Genomic DNA, 17,161 nt, shown 5'->3' on the forward strand with positions numbered 1-17,161 from the left:
TTTACATGCTCGAGCAGGCTCAACGCGTCCTCAAGGACATCTTCGGCTACGACAGTTTTCGTGGCCGCCAGGGTGCAATCATTGAGCGCGTGGCCAGTGGCGGTGACGCCCTGGTATTGATGCCTACCGGCGGTGGCAAGTCGTTGTGCTTCCAGGTGCCGGCGCTGTTGCGCAATGGCCTGGCCGTGGTGGTGTCGCCGCTGATTGCGTTGATGGACGACCAGGTTGCCACCCTTGAAGAGCTGGGTGTCGCCGCCGCCTCACTGAACTCCACCCTGAGCGCCGAGCAGCAGCGCGACCTGGCCGCCCGCATCAAGCGCGGTGAAGTGAAAATGCTTTACCTGGCCCCCGAGCGTCTGGTTCAACCGCGCATGCTGGCGTTCTTGCAGAGCCTGGAAATTGCCCTGTTCGCTATCGACGAAGCGCACTGCGTATCGCAATGGGGCCACGATTTCCGTCGCGAATATTTGCAGTTGGGCCAGTTGGCGGAGCTGTTCCCCGACGTGCCGCGCATCGCCCTGACCGCCACCGCCGACAAACGGACCCGCGAGGAAATCGTCGAGCGTCTGCATTTGCAGAACGCCGAGCGTTTCCTGTCGAGTTTTGACCGGCCGAATATTTTCTACCGCATCGTGCCCAAGGAGCAGCCGCGCAAGCAGTTGCTGGCGTTCCTGTCCGAGCGGCGCAGCGATGCGGGCATCGTGTATTGCCTGTCGCGCAAAAAGGTCGATGAAGTGGCCGCGTTCCTCTGCGAGCAGGGCTACCCGGCGCTGCCATACCACGCCGGCCTGCCCAACGAAACGCGCTCCGCCCACCAGAAGCGCTTCCTCAACGAGGAAGGCCTGATCATGGTGGCGACCATTGCGTTCGGCATGGGCATCGACAAATCCAACGTGCGCTTCGTGGCCCATATGGACCTGCCCAAGTCCCTCGAGGCGTATTACCAGGAAACTGGCCGCGCCGGCCGTGATGGTCTGCCGGCGGATGCCTGGATGGTCTACGGCCTGCAAGACGTGGTGATGCTCAAGCAGATGCTGCAGAACTCCGAAGGCGATGAGCGCCACAAGCGCCTGGAACAGCACAAGCTCGATGCCATGCTCTCGCTGTGCGAAGAAACCCGCTGCCGCCGCCAGACCCTGCTGGCCTATTTCGACGAAGACATGCCCGAGCCGTGCGGCCACTGCGACAACTGCGTCGACGGCGTGCAGACCTGGGACGCTACCGAGCCGGCGCGCCAGGCGCTGTCGGCTATCTACCGCACCGGTCAGCGTTATGGCGTGGGCCATCTGGTGGATGTGCTGCTGGGCAAGGACAACGAGAAGGTACGCAGCTTCGGCCACGAAAAGCTCTCGGTGTATGGCGTCGGTAAGGCCCGTGCCGAGGGCGAATGGCGCTCGCTGTTCCGGCAGATGGTTGCGCGCAACCTCGTGGACATCGACATTGAAGGCTATGGCGGCCTGCGCTTGAACGACAGTTGCCGGCCATTGCTCAAGGGCGAGGTGAGCCTGGAGCTGCGCCGCGACCTCAAGCCGCAGACCACCGCCAAAAGCAGCAGCACCAGCCCGGCCAGCCAACTGGTGCGTGGCGAAGAGCGCGAACAGTGGGAAGCCCTGCGCACCCTGCGCCGCAAACTGGCGCAGGAGCACAGCGTGCCGCCGTACGTCATCTTCCCCGACTCCACCTTGCTGGAGATGCTGCGCGAGCAACCGACCACCATGGCGGAAATGGCGCGGGTCAGCGGTGTGGGCGCCCGCAAGCTGGAGCGTTATGGCCAGGCGTTCCTCGAAGTGCTGGGCGGCCAGGCCGAAGCGCCCAAGGAAGTCGCCGATATTCGCCACGAACTGATCAGCCTGGCACGCGCCGGCATGACTCCGGTCCAGATCGCCGGCCAGCTGCAATGCTCGGAGAAAAACGTGTACACCTTGCTCGCCGAGTCCATTGGCAAGCAGCAGTTGTCGTTGGAACAGGCCCTTGATTTGCCGGAGGATTTACTCGGTGAAATCCAGGACGCCTTTCTCGATGGGGAAGGCGAATTGCCACCTGTTGCGGAGATCGCTCCGCTGTTTACCGGTCGTGTTCCGGAGGGTGTTTTGTACTGCGTACGGGCTGCTTTGCAGTCTGAATTCGAAATTTAGTGCGCCAATTACGACAATGTAACGAATCAGTACATAGCAACTCTTGCCTACTGGCATGGCTCATGCTTAGCTGACTAATAATTAGCCACACTTTATTTTCAGTCTAAATCATGAGTTTTTTATGCCGTTAACCGATCAACACCGTTTTGGCATGCAGCTGGCGCAAATGTCCCGAGGTTGGCGCGCCGAGCTGGACCGCCGTCTGGCGGGGCTGGGCCTGTCCCAGGCGCGCTGGCTGGTGCTGCTGCATCTGGCACGTTTCGAAGAAGCTCCGACGCAACGCGAGTTGGCCCAAAGCGTCGGCGTGGAAGGGCCGACCCTCGCACGGTTGCTCGACAGCCTTGAGGGCCAGGGCTTGGTGCAACGCCAGGCGGTGGTGGAAGATCGTCGTGCCAAACGTATCTTGTTGTGTGACACCGCCCGCCCATTGATCGAACAGATCGAAACCATTGCCACTGCCTTGCGCCATGAGCTGTTTGTGGGCGTGGATGAAGCAGATTTGAGTGTGTGCATGCGCGTGCACGGGCGCATCCTGGCGAATCTGGAAAAGTCCTGATCGCAGGTGCACCGAAAATCAAAAATGTGGGAGCTGGCTTGCCTGCGATGACGGGCATTCAGTTACTGATTCAGTGACAGATACACCGCTATCGCAGGCAAGCCAGCTCCCACATTTGGTCTTGGGTCCAATCTTTAGAACGTTTGGCCCAGGTTCAGGTACACCGCCTTCTGATTATCATCATTGAACCCGTAGCTGAAATTCAGCGGCCCCAGCGGGGTATCGAACCCCAGGAAGATACTCGCCGCGTTGATATAGCCGCTGTCGAATTCATTGTCGTTGTTCCACGCCCGGCCGCGTTCCAGTGACGCACCCAGGTACAGCGGGAAATCCAGCGGCAGGTACGAGCGCGGCGTCAGCCGACGGTAGTACACGGCGCGCATCAAGCTGATGTTCTGCCCGGAGATCGCATCCTGGCGAAAGCCCGACAACTGGCGGGCGCCGCCCAGCAGGAAGCTGGAAATCACCACGTCCGAATCATCCAGGGTGCGCCCGTAGCGGCCTCCCAGCACCAGCGTGTCCGGGCCATGGCTCATGGCTTTGTCCAGCTTGAACTCCCATTGGCGGTAGCGCTGGTCCGAGCCCAGGCCCGGTTCGAATTCGCGGAAGGCCAGGCCGATGTCTTCGCCGGTATGCGGGAAGTACACGTTGTCCAGGGAGTCGAACGAGTACTTCAGTTCATAGAAACCTTCGTTGAAGCTCACGCTCGGCAAGCTTCGGTCACCAATACGCACATCCGCCTTGCCCCAGGCTTCGCCGACGCCGAAGCGAATTTCGCCGCTGTTGCCGATCTGTCGCCCGACATTCAAACCAAAGCCGTAGCGTTCCAGGCGGTATTCGGAGATCGGGTCGTTGTCCAGAATCAGCTCGACGTTCTGCGCCTGGGCGCTGAGGTAGGGCGCGACAAAGTAGCGCGAGCCGGTGTCCATTGGCTGATAGAACTCGCTGTACAGCTCCTGGCGATCACCGATCTGTACGCGTGTCAGCCATTCCGCGCCGAGGCGGTTGATGCCATTCATGCGGTAGCTGGCGCCCAGGTTGAAGGCGCTGTCGCCCCGCATGTCATCCGACAGGCTCAGGCCCAGGCGCAGGTAGTCGGTGCCGCTGCGTTTGCCGCGTGCGCTGATCACCAGGGTATTGTCCTGGCCTTTCTTGATCACCCGGTATTGCACCTGTTCGAAGTAATCCAGGCCGTACAGGGTGCCCATGTCCGTTTGCAGGCGGCCCAGGTTCAGCGGTTCACCCAGGGGTTGACGGATGTAGTAGCGGATCACGTCATCGCTGACTTTCGAGTCGTTTTCCACATCGATGGCGGTGATCACCGGCGTACGTTCGCCCGGGGTGCGTGCGGCCACCAGTTGCGGGTCGATCGGCTGGGCCGGGCGCAGGTGGGCGAGCCGGGCGTCAAGGGCACGGGTGGCGCGGTAGCCGGCGTCGATCATGTCCTTGGCGCGGCCGAAGTCCGTCACGCCATAGGCGGCCAGGGGCGGCTGGATCAGCACGTCCTTGGGGTGCAGGGCCTTGAGTTGTTCTTCGGAGTTGCGCCGGGTCATCAGCGTGATGGACTGGTTCAGCACGTCGACCACCGTGGCCAATTGCTTGCGCGAGCGCAGCGGGGTGCCGATGTCCACCACAATGGCGATATCGACGCCCATCTCCCGCGCCACATCCAGCGGGATATTGTCGGTCATGCCACCGTCCACCAGCAGTCGGCCGTCCAGTTCCACCGGGGCGAATACGGCCGGGATCGACATGCTGGCGCGGATCACCTGGGGCAGATGGCCTTTGCGAAACACCACTTTTTCACCGGTGGTGATATCAGTGGCCACGGCGCGAAAGGGGATCGGCAGCTTGTCGAAATTACGCGTGTTGCTGCTGTGGGCGAACATGCTTTCCAGCAGCAGCGCCAGGTTCTGGCCCTGGATCACCCCCAGCGGCAGGCCGAGGCTGCCGTCATCGCGGAAGCTGAGTTTCTGCTTGACCAGAAAATCCCGGTCATCCTGCTTGCGTCGAAACGGCACGTCTTCGCGAGGTGGCGCATCGGACAGCGCCTGCTGCCAGTCGATATTCAGCGCGAGCTTTTCCAGCTCATCGATCTTGTAGCCGGAGGCGTACAGCCCGCCGATCACCGCACCCATGCTGGTGCCGGCGATCGCGTCAATCTGGATGCCTTGCTCTTCCAGCGCCTTGAGCACGCCGATATGCGCCAGGCCACGGGCAGCACCGCCGGACAGCACCAAGCCGATTTTCGGGCGGGGGTGTCGACGGAGTGGGCGAAGAGAGGAAGTAGGAGCAGGAGCAGAAACAGGCGACGCATCATCAATCTCGAGGCTGGGCGATAAAGGCCGGTATTATAGCCACTCGATCCGCCGAGCCCGTTACGCCAGGAACCTGTCAAATTATGTCCGTGAACAAACCCGAGATCGTCATCACCTATTGCACTCAGTGCCAATGGCTGCTGCGCGCCGCCTGGCTGGCCCAGGAGTTGTTGAGTACGTTTGCTGATGACCTGGGCAAAGTGTCGCTGGAACCGGCCACCGGCGGCGCATTTCGCATTACATGCGATGGCGTGCAGATCTGGGAGCGCAAGGCCGACGGTGGGTTCCCCGAGGCCAAGGTGCTCAAGCAACGCGTGCGCGACCAGATCGACCCGCAGCGCGACCTGGGGCACAACGACCGCAGCGCGTGAAGGTCACCGCCGCATCAGGGCGGTGACCGGTCAGGGAGCTATTTGGCGGCCATCTTGTGCTTGATGAAGCCGACGATCAGCGTCAATACCAGCCCGCCGACACCGCCGCCGATAATATTGCCGCCGACCGCCGCCACATCCAGCGCTTCGCCGCCCGAGGTGCCCGTCAGTACTGAGACGATTTGGCCCAGCACCAACCCCCCGACACCTCCGATCACGGTATTGAGCCCACTTCCCAGGCTTTGTTTGGTCATGCCGGCGATGTTGCCGCCGACGGCGCCGCTGATGATCTGTACCAGCAAACTGATGAGCATTTCCATAGTGAAGCCCCTGCATAGCGTTAATGGAGTGACCACTCGCCTGCAGCAACTTCAAAGAACAGGGCTGACGTCGAGGAGTCTTTATCCGTTGAACGACGACAGACTGTTGCGGATAGGGAAAGTATAGATCAGGTGACTGCTGCGGGCTTTTTGGCCTGGCTGGCGCTGCCCATCAGCCCGGACAGCACGATGGCGATGATGATCAGCGCGCCGCCCAGCAGCATGCGCAGCGTCGGCGTTTCGGCAAATAGCAGCCAGGCCACGGTGATGCCGTAGACCGGCTCCATGGCAAACACGACCGAGGCGGTACGCGCCTTGATCACCGCCAGGCTGGCGACAAACAGGCTGTGGGCCAGGCCTGTGCAGAACACGCCGAGCAGGCCGATCCACAACCAATCCAGTGCCCGCACCTCTGCCAGCAAAGGCGCCGCTACCGGCAGCAGGCACGCCGCGACCACCACGTTCTGGCACAGCGCCGCCTGCACCGCTGGAATCCGCCCCGAACTGGCGCGATTGTTCAGCGACAGCAACGAGAACAGCAGCCCCGAGGCGATGCCCCACAACAGGCCGCCGGTGGCATCGCTGGCAAGGTTGAAGTCGGGTGTCACCAGCACCAGGCCGACCGTGACCAGCGCCACCAGCAGCACTTCATTGGCGCGGATGCGCTCGCGGAAGATCAGCCCTTCGAGGATCACAGTAAAGGCCGGGAAGGCAGTGAAGCCCAAAGTTGCGACCGCGACGCCAGCCACTTTCACCGCGATGAAAAATGTCACCCAATGCGCTGCCAGCAATACTCCGCTGATCAGCAAGCGGCGCCAGTCGCGCAGCTCGAGTTTTTTCCAGGGAGCATTGCTGGCAAATCGCGCAAATACCGCAAGGGCCACCACGGCGAAGGCCGCACGGCCAAATACGATAATGGACGGCGAGGCCGCCGCCAGCTTGCCGAATACGCCGGTGAGGCCAAACATCAATGCGCCGATATGCAGGGCGCCGAGGGCTGAGCGGGGAGTCATTGCGATCCTTGAACCAACGGGAGTGACAGAACCGCAGTCTAGAGGGTTGCTGGTGTGAGCGTCTGTCGCCTGGCTCGCGATTTTTATCGCAGGACTATGGAGGCGCGCCGCAATGCGCCAGGCGACGCACCAAATTCCCGCAACATGGCCGCAGCAAACGCACTTTGCGAGCTGTAGCCGACGCGCTCGGCGATTTCGCCGATGGGCAGCGGGGTTTCTTTCAGCAACTGCATGGCCATCTGCAGTCGACGGCTGCGGATATAGTCCATCGGCGTTTGCCCGCACTCGGCAACGAAGCGTGCATGCAGGTGTGCGACAGAAAGGTCGGCGATGCGCGCAAGGTCAGCGACTTGCAGCGGGCGGGCCGCGTGCCGCTCGATATGCGCATTGAACGCCGCATAGGGCAGACGCCGGCCCGGCACCGGTTGCGCCAGCGGATGATTCAGGCTGGCGAGCAGCAGCACCGCGCCTTGCTGGGCGATCAGCGGGTCATCCACCGGGCTGTGCGCCAGCCATTGCACCAGCTGGCTTTGCCGGGAGTCCAGGGCCAGGCGGGCCGGTTGGTCGAGCAGGCGGCGGCTGGCATCGGCATGTTTGCCCAACGATTGAAGCACCCAGTCCTCGGTGGGCACATCCAGCACCAGGCAGCGGCTGCCATCCCTGCTGCCGCAGGCATGGTGAGCGCAGAAGGGCAGCACCATCACGCTGCTTTCGCGCACCTGACTGCTACGGCCATCGACTTCCAGGTCCAGGTGCCCGGACAGGCCGAACACCAACTGCGCATGGTCATGGCTGTGGGCGAGGGGCGCTTCGTTGTAGTGGCGTAGCGTGAGGGTGGGGCTCATCGCAGTCTCCAGGGCGGCAAGCCGGCAGTCTACAACGCTTTGCGGTCCGCCAGCGTTGTCATCAGACTGACGCACGACTGTCATGGGCTATTAATCGCCAGGGCGCAAGCTCGCGAAAACACCGTCGAGGGACCCCCATGACCAGTGCCGAATTCACCAAGCCCAGCCGCAAACAACGGGTTCGTACCCTGTGGATTTCCGACGTGCACCTGGGCACCCGGGATTGCCAGGCCGAACACTTATCGCAGTTCCTCAAGGGCTACCACGCCGACAAGGTGTACCTGGTGGGCGATATCATCGACGGCTGGAAAATGCGCGGCGGCATGTATTGGCCCCAGGCTCACACCAACGTGATCCGGCGCCTGCTGACCATGGCCAAGCGTGGCACCGAGGTGATCTACGTCACGGGCAACCACGACGAATTCCTGCGCCGCTATTCCAAGCTGATCCTGGGCAATATCCAGCTGGTGGACGAAGCCGTGCATATCACCGCCGATGGGCGCCACCTGCTGGTGATCCATGGTGATCAATTCGATGTGATCACCCGTTACCACCGCTGGCTGGCGTTCCTCGGCGACTCGGCCTATGAGTTCACCCTCACGCTGAATCGCTGGCTTAACCACTGGCGCGCACGGTATGGCTATGGCTACTGGTCGCTGTCGGCGTACCTCAAGCACAAGGTCAAGACGGCGGTGAGCTTTATCAGTGATTTCGAAGAAGCGATCGCCCATGAAGTGACCAAGCGCGAGCTGCACGGGGTGGTGTGCGGGCATATTCACCATGCCGAGATTCGCAAGGTGGGCGAGGTGGATTACCTCAACTGCGGAGATTGGGTGGAGTCGTGCACGGCGTTGATCGAACACTGGGACGGGAGCATCGAGTTGTATCGGTTGGCGGATGCGCAGGCCAAAGAGGCGCAGTTGAAAGCCGAGATGGTTGCGGGCTAAAAATGCGGGAGCTGGCTTGCCTGCGATAGCGGTGTATCAGTCGACATCTTTATTGGATGTGACACCGTCATCGCAGGCAGCCAGCTCCCACATTTGCTTGCGGTTTCTTCAGTTGGAAACGTCGGCGATGGCGTGTGCGAGCAGGCTCAAGCGTGTCGCATCAATACCCGCCACGCTAGCCCGCCCCGAATTGACCATATACACGCTGTGTTTCTCGCGCAGTTGCTTCACCTGCTCGGCACTCAAGCCGGTATAGGAAAACATCCCACGCTGCGCACCGATATGCGCAAACCGCTCCGATAACCCATGGGGCGCCAGCGCTTCCACCAGCCCGGAGCGCAACTGCGCGATCCGTGTGCGCATGGCTTCGACTTCCTCGCTCCACAGCTGTTTCAGCTCGGCGTCACCGAGGATGGTCGCCACCACGGCAGCACCATGATCCGGCGGCGTCGACCATAGGTTACGCGCCGTGTTCGCAAGCTGGCTGCGTACATCCGTCAGTTTCTCGGCATCCGCCGCGCACACGATCAGCGCACCGACACGGTCGCGATACAGGCCGAAGTTCTTCGAGCACGAGCTGGTGATCAACAGTTCTGGCAGCTCGGCGGCAAACAGCCGTACCGCCCACGCATCCTGCTCCAACCCGTCGCCAAAGCCTTGGTAGGCAAAATCGATCAGCGGCAGCAAGCGGCGCTCGCGCACGATCTGCAGTACCTGGCGCCAGTCATCCTGGGACAGGTCGAAGCCCGTCGGGTTATGGCAGCACGCGTGCAACAACACCACGTCGCCCTCGGGCACCGTGGTCAGGGTCGCGAGCATTGCCGGCACATCCAGGCGGTTGTCGGCGCCCACGTACGGGTAGTGGCTGACTTTGATCCCGGCCTTGGCGAAGATGGTTTCGTGGATCGGCCAGGTCGGGTTGCTCAGCCACACGCCGCGGCCGGGCAGGCTGTGGGCGATAAAGTCGGCGCTCAGGCGCAGGGCGCCGGTACCGCCTGGGGTCTGGGTCGCTGCGGCGCGGCGAGCGGTGATCAGCGCCGAATCGGCGCCCAGCACCAGCTCACTGATCAGCTTGCCGAAGGCCGCGTCACCGTGGCCGCCGATATAGGTTTTGGTGGTCTGGGTGTCGACCAGGCGCTGCTCCGCCAGTTTTACCGAGTGGGGAATCGGCGTCAGGCCCTGATCGTCTTTATAAACGCCCACGCCCAGGTCGAACTTGTTCGGGTTGGGGTCCTGGGCGTACAGGTCCATCAGACCGAGGATCGGGTCGCCGGGCACGCGGCCAATGGCATCGAAATGCATTACTTGCGGCCCTCGGCGTTGTTGGCCACTTCGTCGGTGCGGGCGGCCATGATGAAGTCGTTGCGGTGCAGGCCCTTGATCGAGTGGCTCCACCAGGTCACGGTGACTTTGCCCCACTCGGTGAGCAGGCCCGGGTGATGGCCTTCGGCTTCGGAGATTTCACCCATGGCGTTGGTAAAGGCCAGGGCGAATTTGAAGTTCTTGAACAGGAAAACCTTTTCCAGTTGCATCACACCGTCGCGCACTTCGATGTTCCAGTCGGGAATCTGCTTGAGCAGTACCGGCAGCTCTTCATCGCTGACTTGTGGGGCGTCGGCGCGGCAGGCTTCGCAATGGGCTTGGTTCAAGCTAGTCATGGTGGTGTCCTGAATTCGAATGTTTGAAGATCAGTAGCGTCACCCTAAAGCAACGCGGGGCCAGGGAACAGATTCAGCTGGCTTCAAAATGTAAGGTTCAAGCGGCTTTGGGTTTTGGGGGAAAGAGCGGTGCGTGCAGACCCAGCTGCATACCGCGCTCAACCATGCCCATGATGTCTTCCTGCGCCACTTCAAACAGGCGCTTGAGCTCGGGCAGCACGAAGTACAGCGGTTGCAGGATGTCGATGCGATACGGCGTACGCATCGCCTCCAGCGGGTCGAAGGCCTGGTGCTTGGGTTCGGAGGACAGGCTGTACACCGTCTCCTTGGGCGACGACAAAATGCCGCCACCGTAGATGCGCAGGCCGGCGGGCGTGTCCACCAGGCCGAACTCGATGGTCATCCAGTACAGGCGCGCCAGGTACACCCTTTGCTCCTTGGTGGCCGCCAGGCCGAGCTTGCCGTAGGTATGGGTGAATTCGGCGAACCAGGGGTTGGTCAGCAGCGGGCAGTGGCCGAAGATCTCGTGGAAAATATCCGGCTCTTGCAGGTAGTCCAGTTCTTCACGGGTACGAATAAAGGTCGCCACCGGAAACTGCTTGCTGGCGAGCAATTCGAAGAATGTCTGGAAGGGGATCAGCGCGGGGACGCGGGCGACTTGCCAGCCGGTGGTCTCGGCCAACACGTTATTGATTTCGCCCAGTTGCGGAATGCGGTCCAGGGGTAGGCCGAGTTTGTCGATGCCGTCCAGGTATTCCTGGCAGGCGCGGCCTTCGATCACTTTCAACTGGCGCGTGATCAGGGTGTTCCACACCGCGTGTTCTTCCGGCGGGTAGTGGATAAAACCTTGCGCATCGGGCTCGCGGGCCACGTATTGCGTCTGCTTCATACGGCTCTCCTGCTAGGCATTCGTTTTTGTTATGTCCTGCGATATGCCTATTGATAACGCGTAGGGCGCTGGATTCCATCGGGTTTGGGATTGAATCTGTAGGAAAAGTTACAGGCTTTCGTAAAGTATTCGTTACGGATGTGCGCCTGATCTGTGTCTTGGGCTGTGAAAAGGTCACGCGCTGTCACATAATCTTGACGACTATCTGCGCTCGGCGGCAAAAAGACGCGGCGCCTATCCATTTTTCGGGCCTTTTCATGCGTATCAAAGTGCACTGCCAGAACCGCATCGGCATCCTGCGGGACATCCTCAACCTGCTGGTGGAATACGGCGTCAACGTCGCCAAGGGTGAGGTCGGTGGCGAGCATGGCAATGCGATCTACCTGTTTTGCCCGAACCTTGGTGAACATGCAGTTCCAGGCGCTGCGCCCGCAATTCGAAGCGATTGCCGGGGTATTTGGGGTGAAAAGGGTCGGGCTGATGCCCAGCGAGCGTCGGCATATGGAGCTCAATGCGCTGCTTGGCGCCCTGGAGTTTCCGGTACTGTCGATCGACATGGGCGGCTCCATCGTCGCCGCCAACCGTGCGGCGGCGCAGTTACTCGGGGTGCGGGTGGACGAGGTGCCGGGCATTCCATTGTCGCGTTACGCCGAGGACTTCGATCTGCCGGAACTGGTGCGCGCCAGTAAATCGCGGATCAATGGCTTGCGGGTCAAGGTCAAGGGTGATGTGTTCCTGGCGGACATCGCACCCCTGCAATCCTCCGAGCACGATGACAGCGAGGCCATGGCCGGTGCCGTGTTGACCCTGCACCGCGCCGACCGGGTGGGGGAGCGCATCTACAACGTGCGCAAGCAGGAGCTGCGCGGCTTCGACAGCATTTTTCAGAGCTCCAGGGTCATGGCCGCCGTGGTCCGTGAAGCCCGGCGCATGGCGCCGTTGGATGCGCCTCTATTAATAGAAGGTGAAACCGGCACCGGCAAAGAACTGCTGGCACGCGCCTGCCATTTGGCCAGCCCGCGTGGGCAATCACCGTTGATGGCGCTTAACTGCGCGGGTTTGCCCGAGTCGATGGCCGAGACCGAGTTGTTCGGCTACGGCCCCGGCGCGTTTGAAGGCGCACGGGCCGAGGGCAAGCTCGGGCTGCTGGAGCTGACGGCGGGCGGTACGTTGTTTCTCGATGGCGTAGGGGAAATGAGCGCACGCTTACAGGTGAAATTGCTGCGCTTTTTGCAGGACGGTTGCTTTCGCAGGGTCGGCAGCGATGAAGAGGTGTATCTGGATGTGCGGGTGATCTGCGCGACCCAGGTGGATTTGTCCGAACTCTGCGCCCGTGGCGAATTCCGCCAGGACCTTTACCACCGCCTCAACGTACTGTCGCTGCATATCCCGCCGCTGCGCGAATGCCTCGACGGCCTTGCGCCATTGGTTGAGCACTTTCTCGATCAAGCCAGCCGGCAGATCGGGTGCCCGCTGCCCAGGCTGGCACCGGCGGCGATGGATCGGCTTAGCCACTATCACTGGCCGGGCAATGTACGGCAGTTGGAAAACGTGTTGTTCCAGGCGGTCTCGTTGTGTGAGGGCGGCACGGTCAAGGCCGAGCATATTCGCCTGCCGGACTACGGCGTACGGCAACCGTTGGGGGACTTCTCCCTGGACGGCGGGCTGGAGGAGATTGTCGGACGCTTCGAGAAAGCGGTGCTGGAGCAGTTGTATTCCGAACATTCAAGTAGTCGGCTGTTGGGCAAACGGTTGGGGGTTTCCCACACCACCATCGCCAATAAACTGCGTGACTACAATATCGTCAAGAATGAGCGCTAGCCGGCGTCCAACCTTGAGTGTTTCAAATGCGTACCCTTAATGAAGGGTACGCATCCAGTGACTCGCAGCTCAGCGTGGCGGATAGTTAAGTTGCCTTGGGCCCTGCGTTTGCCGCGAGGGAGGTATGGGGTTTGATTTCGAACAGCATGTTTTCGAGCGTGTCGCGTGTGGCTTGCAGGGCGTTGATCTCGGCAGGAACAGGGACCTTCTCGAGCGCCTTGACTGCTTGCGCAAGGTTGTCTTGTAGTTCGACTACCTTATCGTTCGGCAGGGTGGGGTTTCTTTTCTGATATAGATTGTTGGCGATCTGGTATTTGTTCCTGGCTTCCTGTGCGGTGGACGTTGCTCTGCCATAGCTCGCGTCTGCCTTGAGGTAGGCGTCATTGATCTTGGTGAATAACTTATCAATGGTGCTCTGGGAGTTGTTCTCCAGAATCGCACGTTGTCGGTTGGCACCGGTTGCAAGGGGCGAGTTTGACAAGCCTTTACTGCTGGGCAGCAATTCGCCGCTCTGCCAACCTGCGCGTTGACGTTGCAGCGCCGCAATTGCGTTGTTCGCATCATGGGTGACGAAGAGCTCTTTGGGGGAGGTCTTCAAGGCCTTATGCACGCTGACGATTTTTTGCTCGATGGACGCCACATGTTTATCAATGCGAAGCTGGCTGGCGCTCAGGGGTTTTGGGGCGCCAATCGGTTTTACGGGAGCGCCGGCCGAGGGGGCTTTGGGGAGTGGGTTTTTGCCGGCGTTCGTGACGCCCTTGGCCACTTTGAACACCCCGCGGCCCACCAATGGAAGGGCATTCAGCGCACCAAACGTAATACGTTGTGCGGCTCCAGGCTTACCGTCCCGGGCATCCTTGATGCCTTCGCCCACTTCGATCGCGCCATGAGTGGCAAGCGCCACTGCAGCAAACACGCCGATGGGCCCTGGAATAAATGTGGCGGCAATGGCGCCCATGGACAGGAGGCCATTGCCCAGTGTTTTTGCCGCATCCAGAAGCAGGCCTTCCGTGACCTGCTTGTTGCTGACGAACTGTTCACTGATGTCGTTAAGACGATGTTCGCCCCAGCGACGGCCGGACTCGTAAAAGGGGTCGCCATCGTGGCGCACCCCACGCACAATCGACTGATCCTGGCGGGATTCAGGCCAGTCATTGGGGCCAAAGCGACGGTAACCATCGCCGACATTCCTCATGACCCTTTTGACCTCGTCGTGATCCGCCATTTGAAAATGCTCAAGGAAGGCGTCCTTGGCGTTGGGTAGCGAAAACTGCTTTCTCAACCAGTCATGCATCTTGCCGGGATTTTCGAACGGATGGATGGGCGAAGAGTTGCCCGGCAGGTACAGCAGTGTGCGCGAGGTCTTCTTGTCTACGGCGTAGAAGATATCGGTGGATGCGCGGCCGTTCAACGTCAAGAATTTGGTTTCCACCTGGGGGTCGAGACGGTGGTCATGGATATCATCGAACAGTGAGAGCTGGTCCCTGGGTTTATTGCCCGCGCCTGCCACCCGTCTGGCGAGTTCCATGTCGTCATCGTCCAGGCTGCTTTCCTGATGTTGGGTTTCGGCGGCATTGATAAACGCTATTTTCGAAAGGTTCTTTCGCGCCAACTCACCTTTACTTATCTCGGCGCTCAGGTACGCACGGTACGGCACGCTATAAGAGGTGTCCCAGACCGCCTGTTGAAAGTCTTTTACCGAGACTGGTATGCGGTTGGAGGCATCGTAGTTGTCAGGTGATGACGCCGCAGGCTCGGTGTAGATGCCTTGGTAAAAGCGGGTTTTCTGATCGGGCGTTGTATCAAATTGTCTTTCGAATACCGGGCCCTTGGTGATGGGGATCTGCTTCTGGGTTTTGAGGGACACTTCAGGGTCGTACTGCTCATCGCCTCGGAGTACATCCACAACGTCTGTTTTGTCGGTGTGTTGCAGGTTTCTTTGCGCGACCTCGGTCAGGGTCTGTTTGCTGATGATCTGAGCAGGATAGGGCGGTGTATGCCCGTGTTTGTTATAGGCGAAGGTGACCACGAACGTCGTGTCGGGATCAACGTCGCGTCCAAACTTTTCCTTGAGTTGTTTTTTGACGATTTCAGCAGTGAATTGGTCGGCTGATTTCGGCGGCACGGCGTGGCTCAATACGTACTCATCCAGCTCCAGGTTAGCCGCAAGGCCGCTAGGCTGCACGGATTCCAGGGTTCCTTCAGGGGCCAGGACCTGGCCTGTCGCGGTAGTTTGATTGAGCGATGTCTGGGGGGTGGCAGCTCGTTACCCGAGATCGCCGGTAAGTGAGAGTGCTGCGTGTTGCTGATAGGTGTGATCATCCTGATACGCCTGTTTGGTTGGATTTCACCAGTGAGTAGCGCCAGCCCTCAATTGAGTTCCTGCCAAACACATATCGACGTAATTCCGTCGTCCATGCGGTTGTTCACGCTTATCAGCAGCCCTCGATACCTCCCACGTTCATCTGTGCTTGCCGCTAGCGGCATAAGTCCGCCGTTTTTACGTCTTTGCCCAACGCCATAAAAACCTGTTCGCCCGGTAAACCCCTTGCCCTGCTTGGGTTTCATTGAAGTTTCAAAAGTTGGTTCGCAAATTGCTTAAGCCTCATCAGTACAGCGGTGGGCGGCAAGCGTCCGTCAGAAAGAGGAATGAGCGTGGACAAGTACCTTTATGTGGCAATGACCGGCGCCAGCCAGAATGCTCTGGCGCAGAAGGCCCATGCCAACAACCTGGCGAACATTTCCACCAATGGTTTCCAGCGTGACCTGGAACAGGCGCGTTCGATGCCGGTATTCGGTGACAGCTTTCCGGCGCGGGCGTTTGCCATGACCGAGCGCCCAGCCACCGACTTTACCCCGGGCGCGATGATCGAAACCGGTCGCGACCTCGATGTGGCGGTGAACGGCGACGGCTGGATGGCCGTGCAAACCCCGGACGGCAGTGAAGCCTACGTGCGCAGCGCCAGCATGAACGTCGATGCACTGGGCGTGCTGCGGGCCGGCAACGGCATGCCGATCATGGGCAACGGTGGTCCGATTGCCGTGCCGCCCGAGCAGAAAATCGAGGTCGGCGCCGACGGCACCATCAGCATCCGCGCCATGGGCGAAGGCCCGCGTGTGATGGCTGAAGTGGACCGCATCAAGCTGGTCCAGCCGGACCTCAAGAATATGAATAAGGGCCTGGATGGCACCATCCACACCAAGGATGGCCAGCCGGCGCAGGCCGATGCGAACGTCAAGCTGACCTCGGGCTTCCTGCAGGCGAGCAACGTCAATGCGGTGGAAGAAATGACCGCGGTGCTCGCGCTTTCCAAGCAGTTCGAGCTGCACATCAAGATGATGAACAGCGCTAAAGAAGACGACCAGGCGATGACGCGCGTCCTGGCAATGACCTGATTGACGCTTCACTAAACTAATTTTGCGGCGCAGCGCCAACAAACAGGCGCACGAAGGAGAACAGCATGCTTCCGGCTCTATGGGTTGCCAAAACAGGTCTGTCCGCCCAGGACACCAACCTGACCACCATTTCCAACAACTTGGCCAACGTGTCGACCACGGGTTTCAAACGTGATCGCGCCGAGTTTCAGGACTTGCTCTATCAGATCAAACGCCAGCCAGGCGCCCAGTCGACCCAGGACAGCGAGCTACCGTCGGGCCTGCAATTGGGTACCGGTGTGCAGATCGTCGGCACCCAAAAGAACTTCACCGCCGGTAACTTGCAGCAAACCGGCCAGCCGCTGGATATGGCGATCAACGGCAAAGGATTCTTCCAGATTCTGCAGCCGGATGGCACCACCTCGTACACTCGTGACGGCACCTTCCACCTGGACTCCAATGGCCAGATCGTGACGGCCAACGGCTTTGCTTTGGAGCCGGCTATCGTCGTCCCCAACAACGCCCAGACCTTCACCGTCGGCAACGATGGCACCGTGTCCATCACCGTGGCTGGCAACCCGGCGTCGCAAGTGATCGGCAACCTGCAAACCGCCGACTTCATCAACCAGGCCGGCCTACAGGCCATAGGTAACAACCTGTTCCTGGAAACTGCCTCCAGCGGCGCGCCGCAAATCGGCACCCCTGGCCTGAACGGTTTCGGTACCACGCTGCAAAGCACCCTGGAAACCTCCAACGTGAGCACGGTTGAGGAGATGGTCAACATGATCACCACCCAGCGCGCCTACGAGATGAACTCTAAGGTGATTTCCACCGCCGACCAGATGCTTTCGTTCGTAACGCAGAATCTGTAATCAAGTCTATGGGGCGCCCTTGAAGGCGCCTGCAACACCGT

13 protein-coding genes and 2 pseudogenes are annotated in these 17,161 nt (G+C 60.5%); 7 read left to right on the forward strand and 8 right to left on the reverse strand.

The features are described from left to right. Positions 1–5 precede the first annotated feature (5 nt). Both recQ and LRS56_03745 read left to right on the forward strand, forming a co-directional pair. Positions 6–2,135 carry a DNA helicase RecQ gene (gene recQ, locus LRS56_03740; protein ID WDU63661.1) on the forward strand — a complete coding sequence of 710 codons (2,130 nt, stop codon included), beginning with the start codon at positions 6–8 and terminating at the stop codon, positions 2,133–2,135. Between the two features lie 121 nt (positions 2,136–2,256). Beyond that, positions 2,257–2,691 carry a MarR family transcriptional regulator gene (locus LRS56_03745; GenBank protein WDU63662.1) on the forward strand — a complete coding sequence of 145 codons (435 nt, stop codon included), beginning with the start codon at positions 2,257–2,259 and terminating at the stop codon, positions 2,689–2,691. A gap of 134 nt (positions 2,692–2,825) precedes the next feature. Here LRS56_03745 and LRS56_03750 read toward each other — a convergent pair. After that, positions 2,826–5,011 (reverse strand): annotated as a pseudogene (locus tag LRS56_03750) (patatin-like phospholipase family protein). A gap of 81 nt (positions 5,012–5,092) precedes the next feature. On the opposite strand from LRS56_03750, the gene LRS56_03755 reads away from it, so the two are divergent. Next, positions 5,093–5,380 (forward strand): SelT/SelW/SelH family protein, encoded by a 288-nt coding sequence (locus LRS56_03755; GenBank protein WDU63663.1) that lies wholly within the window; start codon positions 5,093–5,095, stop codon positions 5,378–5,380. Between the two features lie 38 nt (positions 5,381–5,418). Here the strand turns inward: LRS56_03755 and LRS56_03760 are convergent, their stop codons facing one another. The 3 genes from LRS56_03760 to LRS56_03770 form a co-directional block, all read right to left on the reverse strand. After that, positions 5,419–5,700, reverse strand: a complete 282-nt coding sequence (locus LRS56_03760; GenBank protein ID WDU63664.1) for a hypothetical protein — start codon at positions 5,698–5,700, stop codon at positions 5,419–5,421. A 128-nt stretch (positions 5,701–5,828) separates the two neighbouring features. Further along, the gene (locus tag LRS56_03765) at positions 5,829–6,713 is read right to left on the reverse strand and encodes a DMT family transporter (protein ID WDU63665.1); all 885 of its coding nucleotides are present in this window, start codon (positions 6,711–6,713) and stop codon (positions 5,829–5,831) included. An 83-nt stretch (positions 6,714–6,796) separates the two neighbouring features. Beyond that, on the reverse strand, positions 6,797–7,558 hold the full coding sequence (locus LRS56_03770; protein ID WDU63666.1) for an AraC family transcriptional regulator: 762 nt from the start codon (positions 7,556–7,558) through the stop codon (positions 6,797–6,799). A 137-nt stretch (positions 7,559–7,695) separates the two neighbouring features. Here LRS56_03770 and LRS56_03775 point away from each other — a divergent pair, with 137 nt between their 5' ends. Then, on the forward strand, positions 7,696–8,505 hold the full coding sequence (locus tag LRS56_03775; GenBank protein ID WDU63667.1) for a UDP-2,3-diacylglucosamine diphosphatase: 810 nt from the start codon (positions 7,696–7,698) through the stop codon (positions 8,503–8,505). 108 nt (positions 8,506–8,613) lie between these two features. Here the strand turns inward: LRS56_03775 and LRS56_03780 are convergent, their stop codons facing one another. The 3 genes from LRS56_03780 to phhA form a co-directional block, all read right to left on the reverse strand. Then, positions 8,614–9,807 (reverse strand): aspartate/tyrosine/aromatic aminotransferase, encoded by a 1,194-nt coding sequence (locus LRS56_03780; protein WDU63668.1) that lies wholly within the window; start codon positions 9,805–9,807, stop codon positions 8,614–8,616. After that, a complete protein-coding gene (locus tag LRS56_03785) occupies positions 9,807–10,163 on the reverse strand; it encodes a 4a-hydroxytetrahydrobiopterin dehydratase (GenBank protein WDU63669.1) in 357 nt (118 codons plus the stop codon). The genes LRS56_03780 and LRS56_03785 overlap by 1 nt, the downstream gene beginning before the upstream one ends. Positions 10,164–10,260: 97 nt before the next feature. Beyond that, on the reverse strand, positions 10,261–11,052 hold the full coding sequence (gene phhA, locus LRS56_03790) for a phenylalanine 4-monooxygenase (protein WDU63670.1): 792 nt from the start codon (positions 11,050–11,052) through the stop codon (positions 10,261–10,263). A 257-nt stretch (positions 11,053–11,309) separates the two neighbouring features. On the opposite strand from phhA, the pseudogene LRS56_03795 reads away from it, so the two are divergent. Then, positions 11,310–12,873: pseudogene (locus LRS56_03795) on the forward strand (sigma-54-dependent transcriptional regulator). A gap of 85 nt (positions 12,874–12,958) precedes the next feature. On the opposite strand, the gene LRS56_03800 reads toward LRS56_03795, so the two are convergent. Next, positions 12,959–15,010 (reverse strand): hypothetical protein, encoded by a 2,052-nt coding sequence (locus LRS56_03800; protein ID WDU63671.1) that lies wholly within the window; start codon positions 15,008–15,010, stop codon positions 12,959–12,961. Positions 15,011–15,528: 518 nt separating this feature from the next. On the opposite strand from LRS56_03800, the gene LRS56_03805 reads away from it, so the two are divergent. Both LRS56_03805 and flgG read left to right on the forward strand, forming a co-directional pair. Beyond that, positions 15,529–16,269 carry a flagellar basal body rod protein FlgF gene (locus LRS56_03805; protein WDU63672.1) on the forward strand — a complete coding sequence of 247 codons (741 nt, stop codon included), beginning with the start codon at positions 15,529–15,531 and terminating at the stop codon, positions 16,267–16,269. A gap of 65 nt (positions 16,270–16,334) precedes the next feature. Then, positions 16,335–17,120, forward strand: coding sequence for a flagellar basal-body rod protein FlgG (gene flgG / locus LRS56_03810; GenBank protein ID WDU63673.1), 786 nt, complete (start codon positions 16,335–16,337; stop codon positions 17,118–17,120). Positions 17,121–17,161 lie beyond the last annotated feature (41 nt).

Source organism: Pseudomonas poae, from assembly GCA_028869255.1.
In the GTDB taxonomy this organism is placed as follows: Bacteria; Pseudomonadota; Gammaproteobacteria; order Pseudomonadales; family Pseudomonadaceae; genus Aquipseudomonas; species Aquipseudomonas poae_C.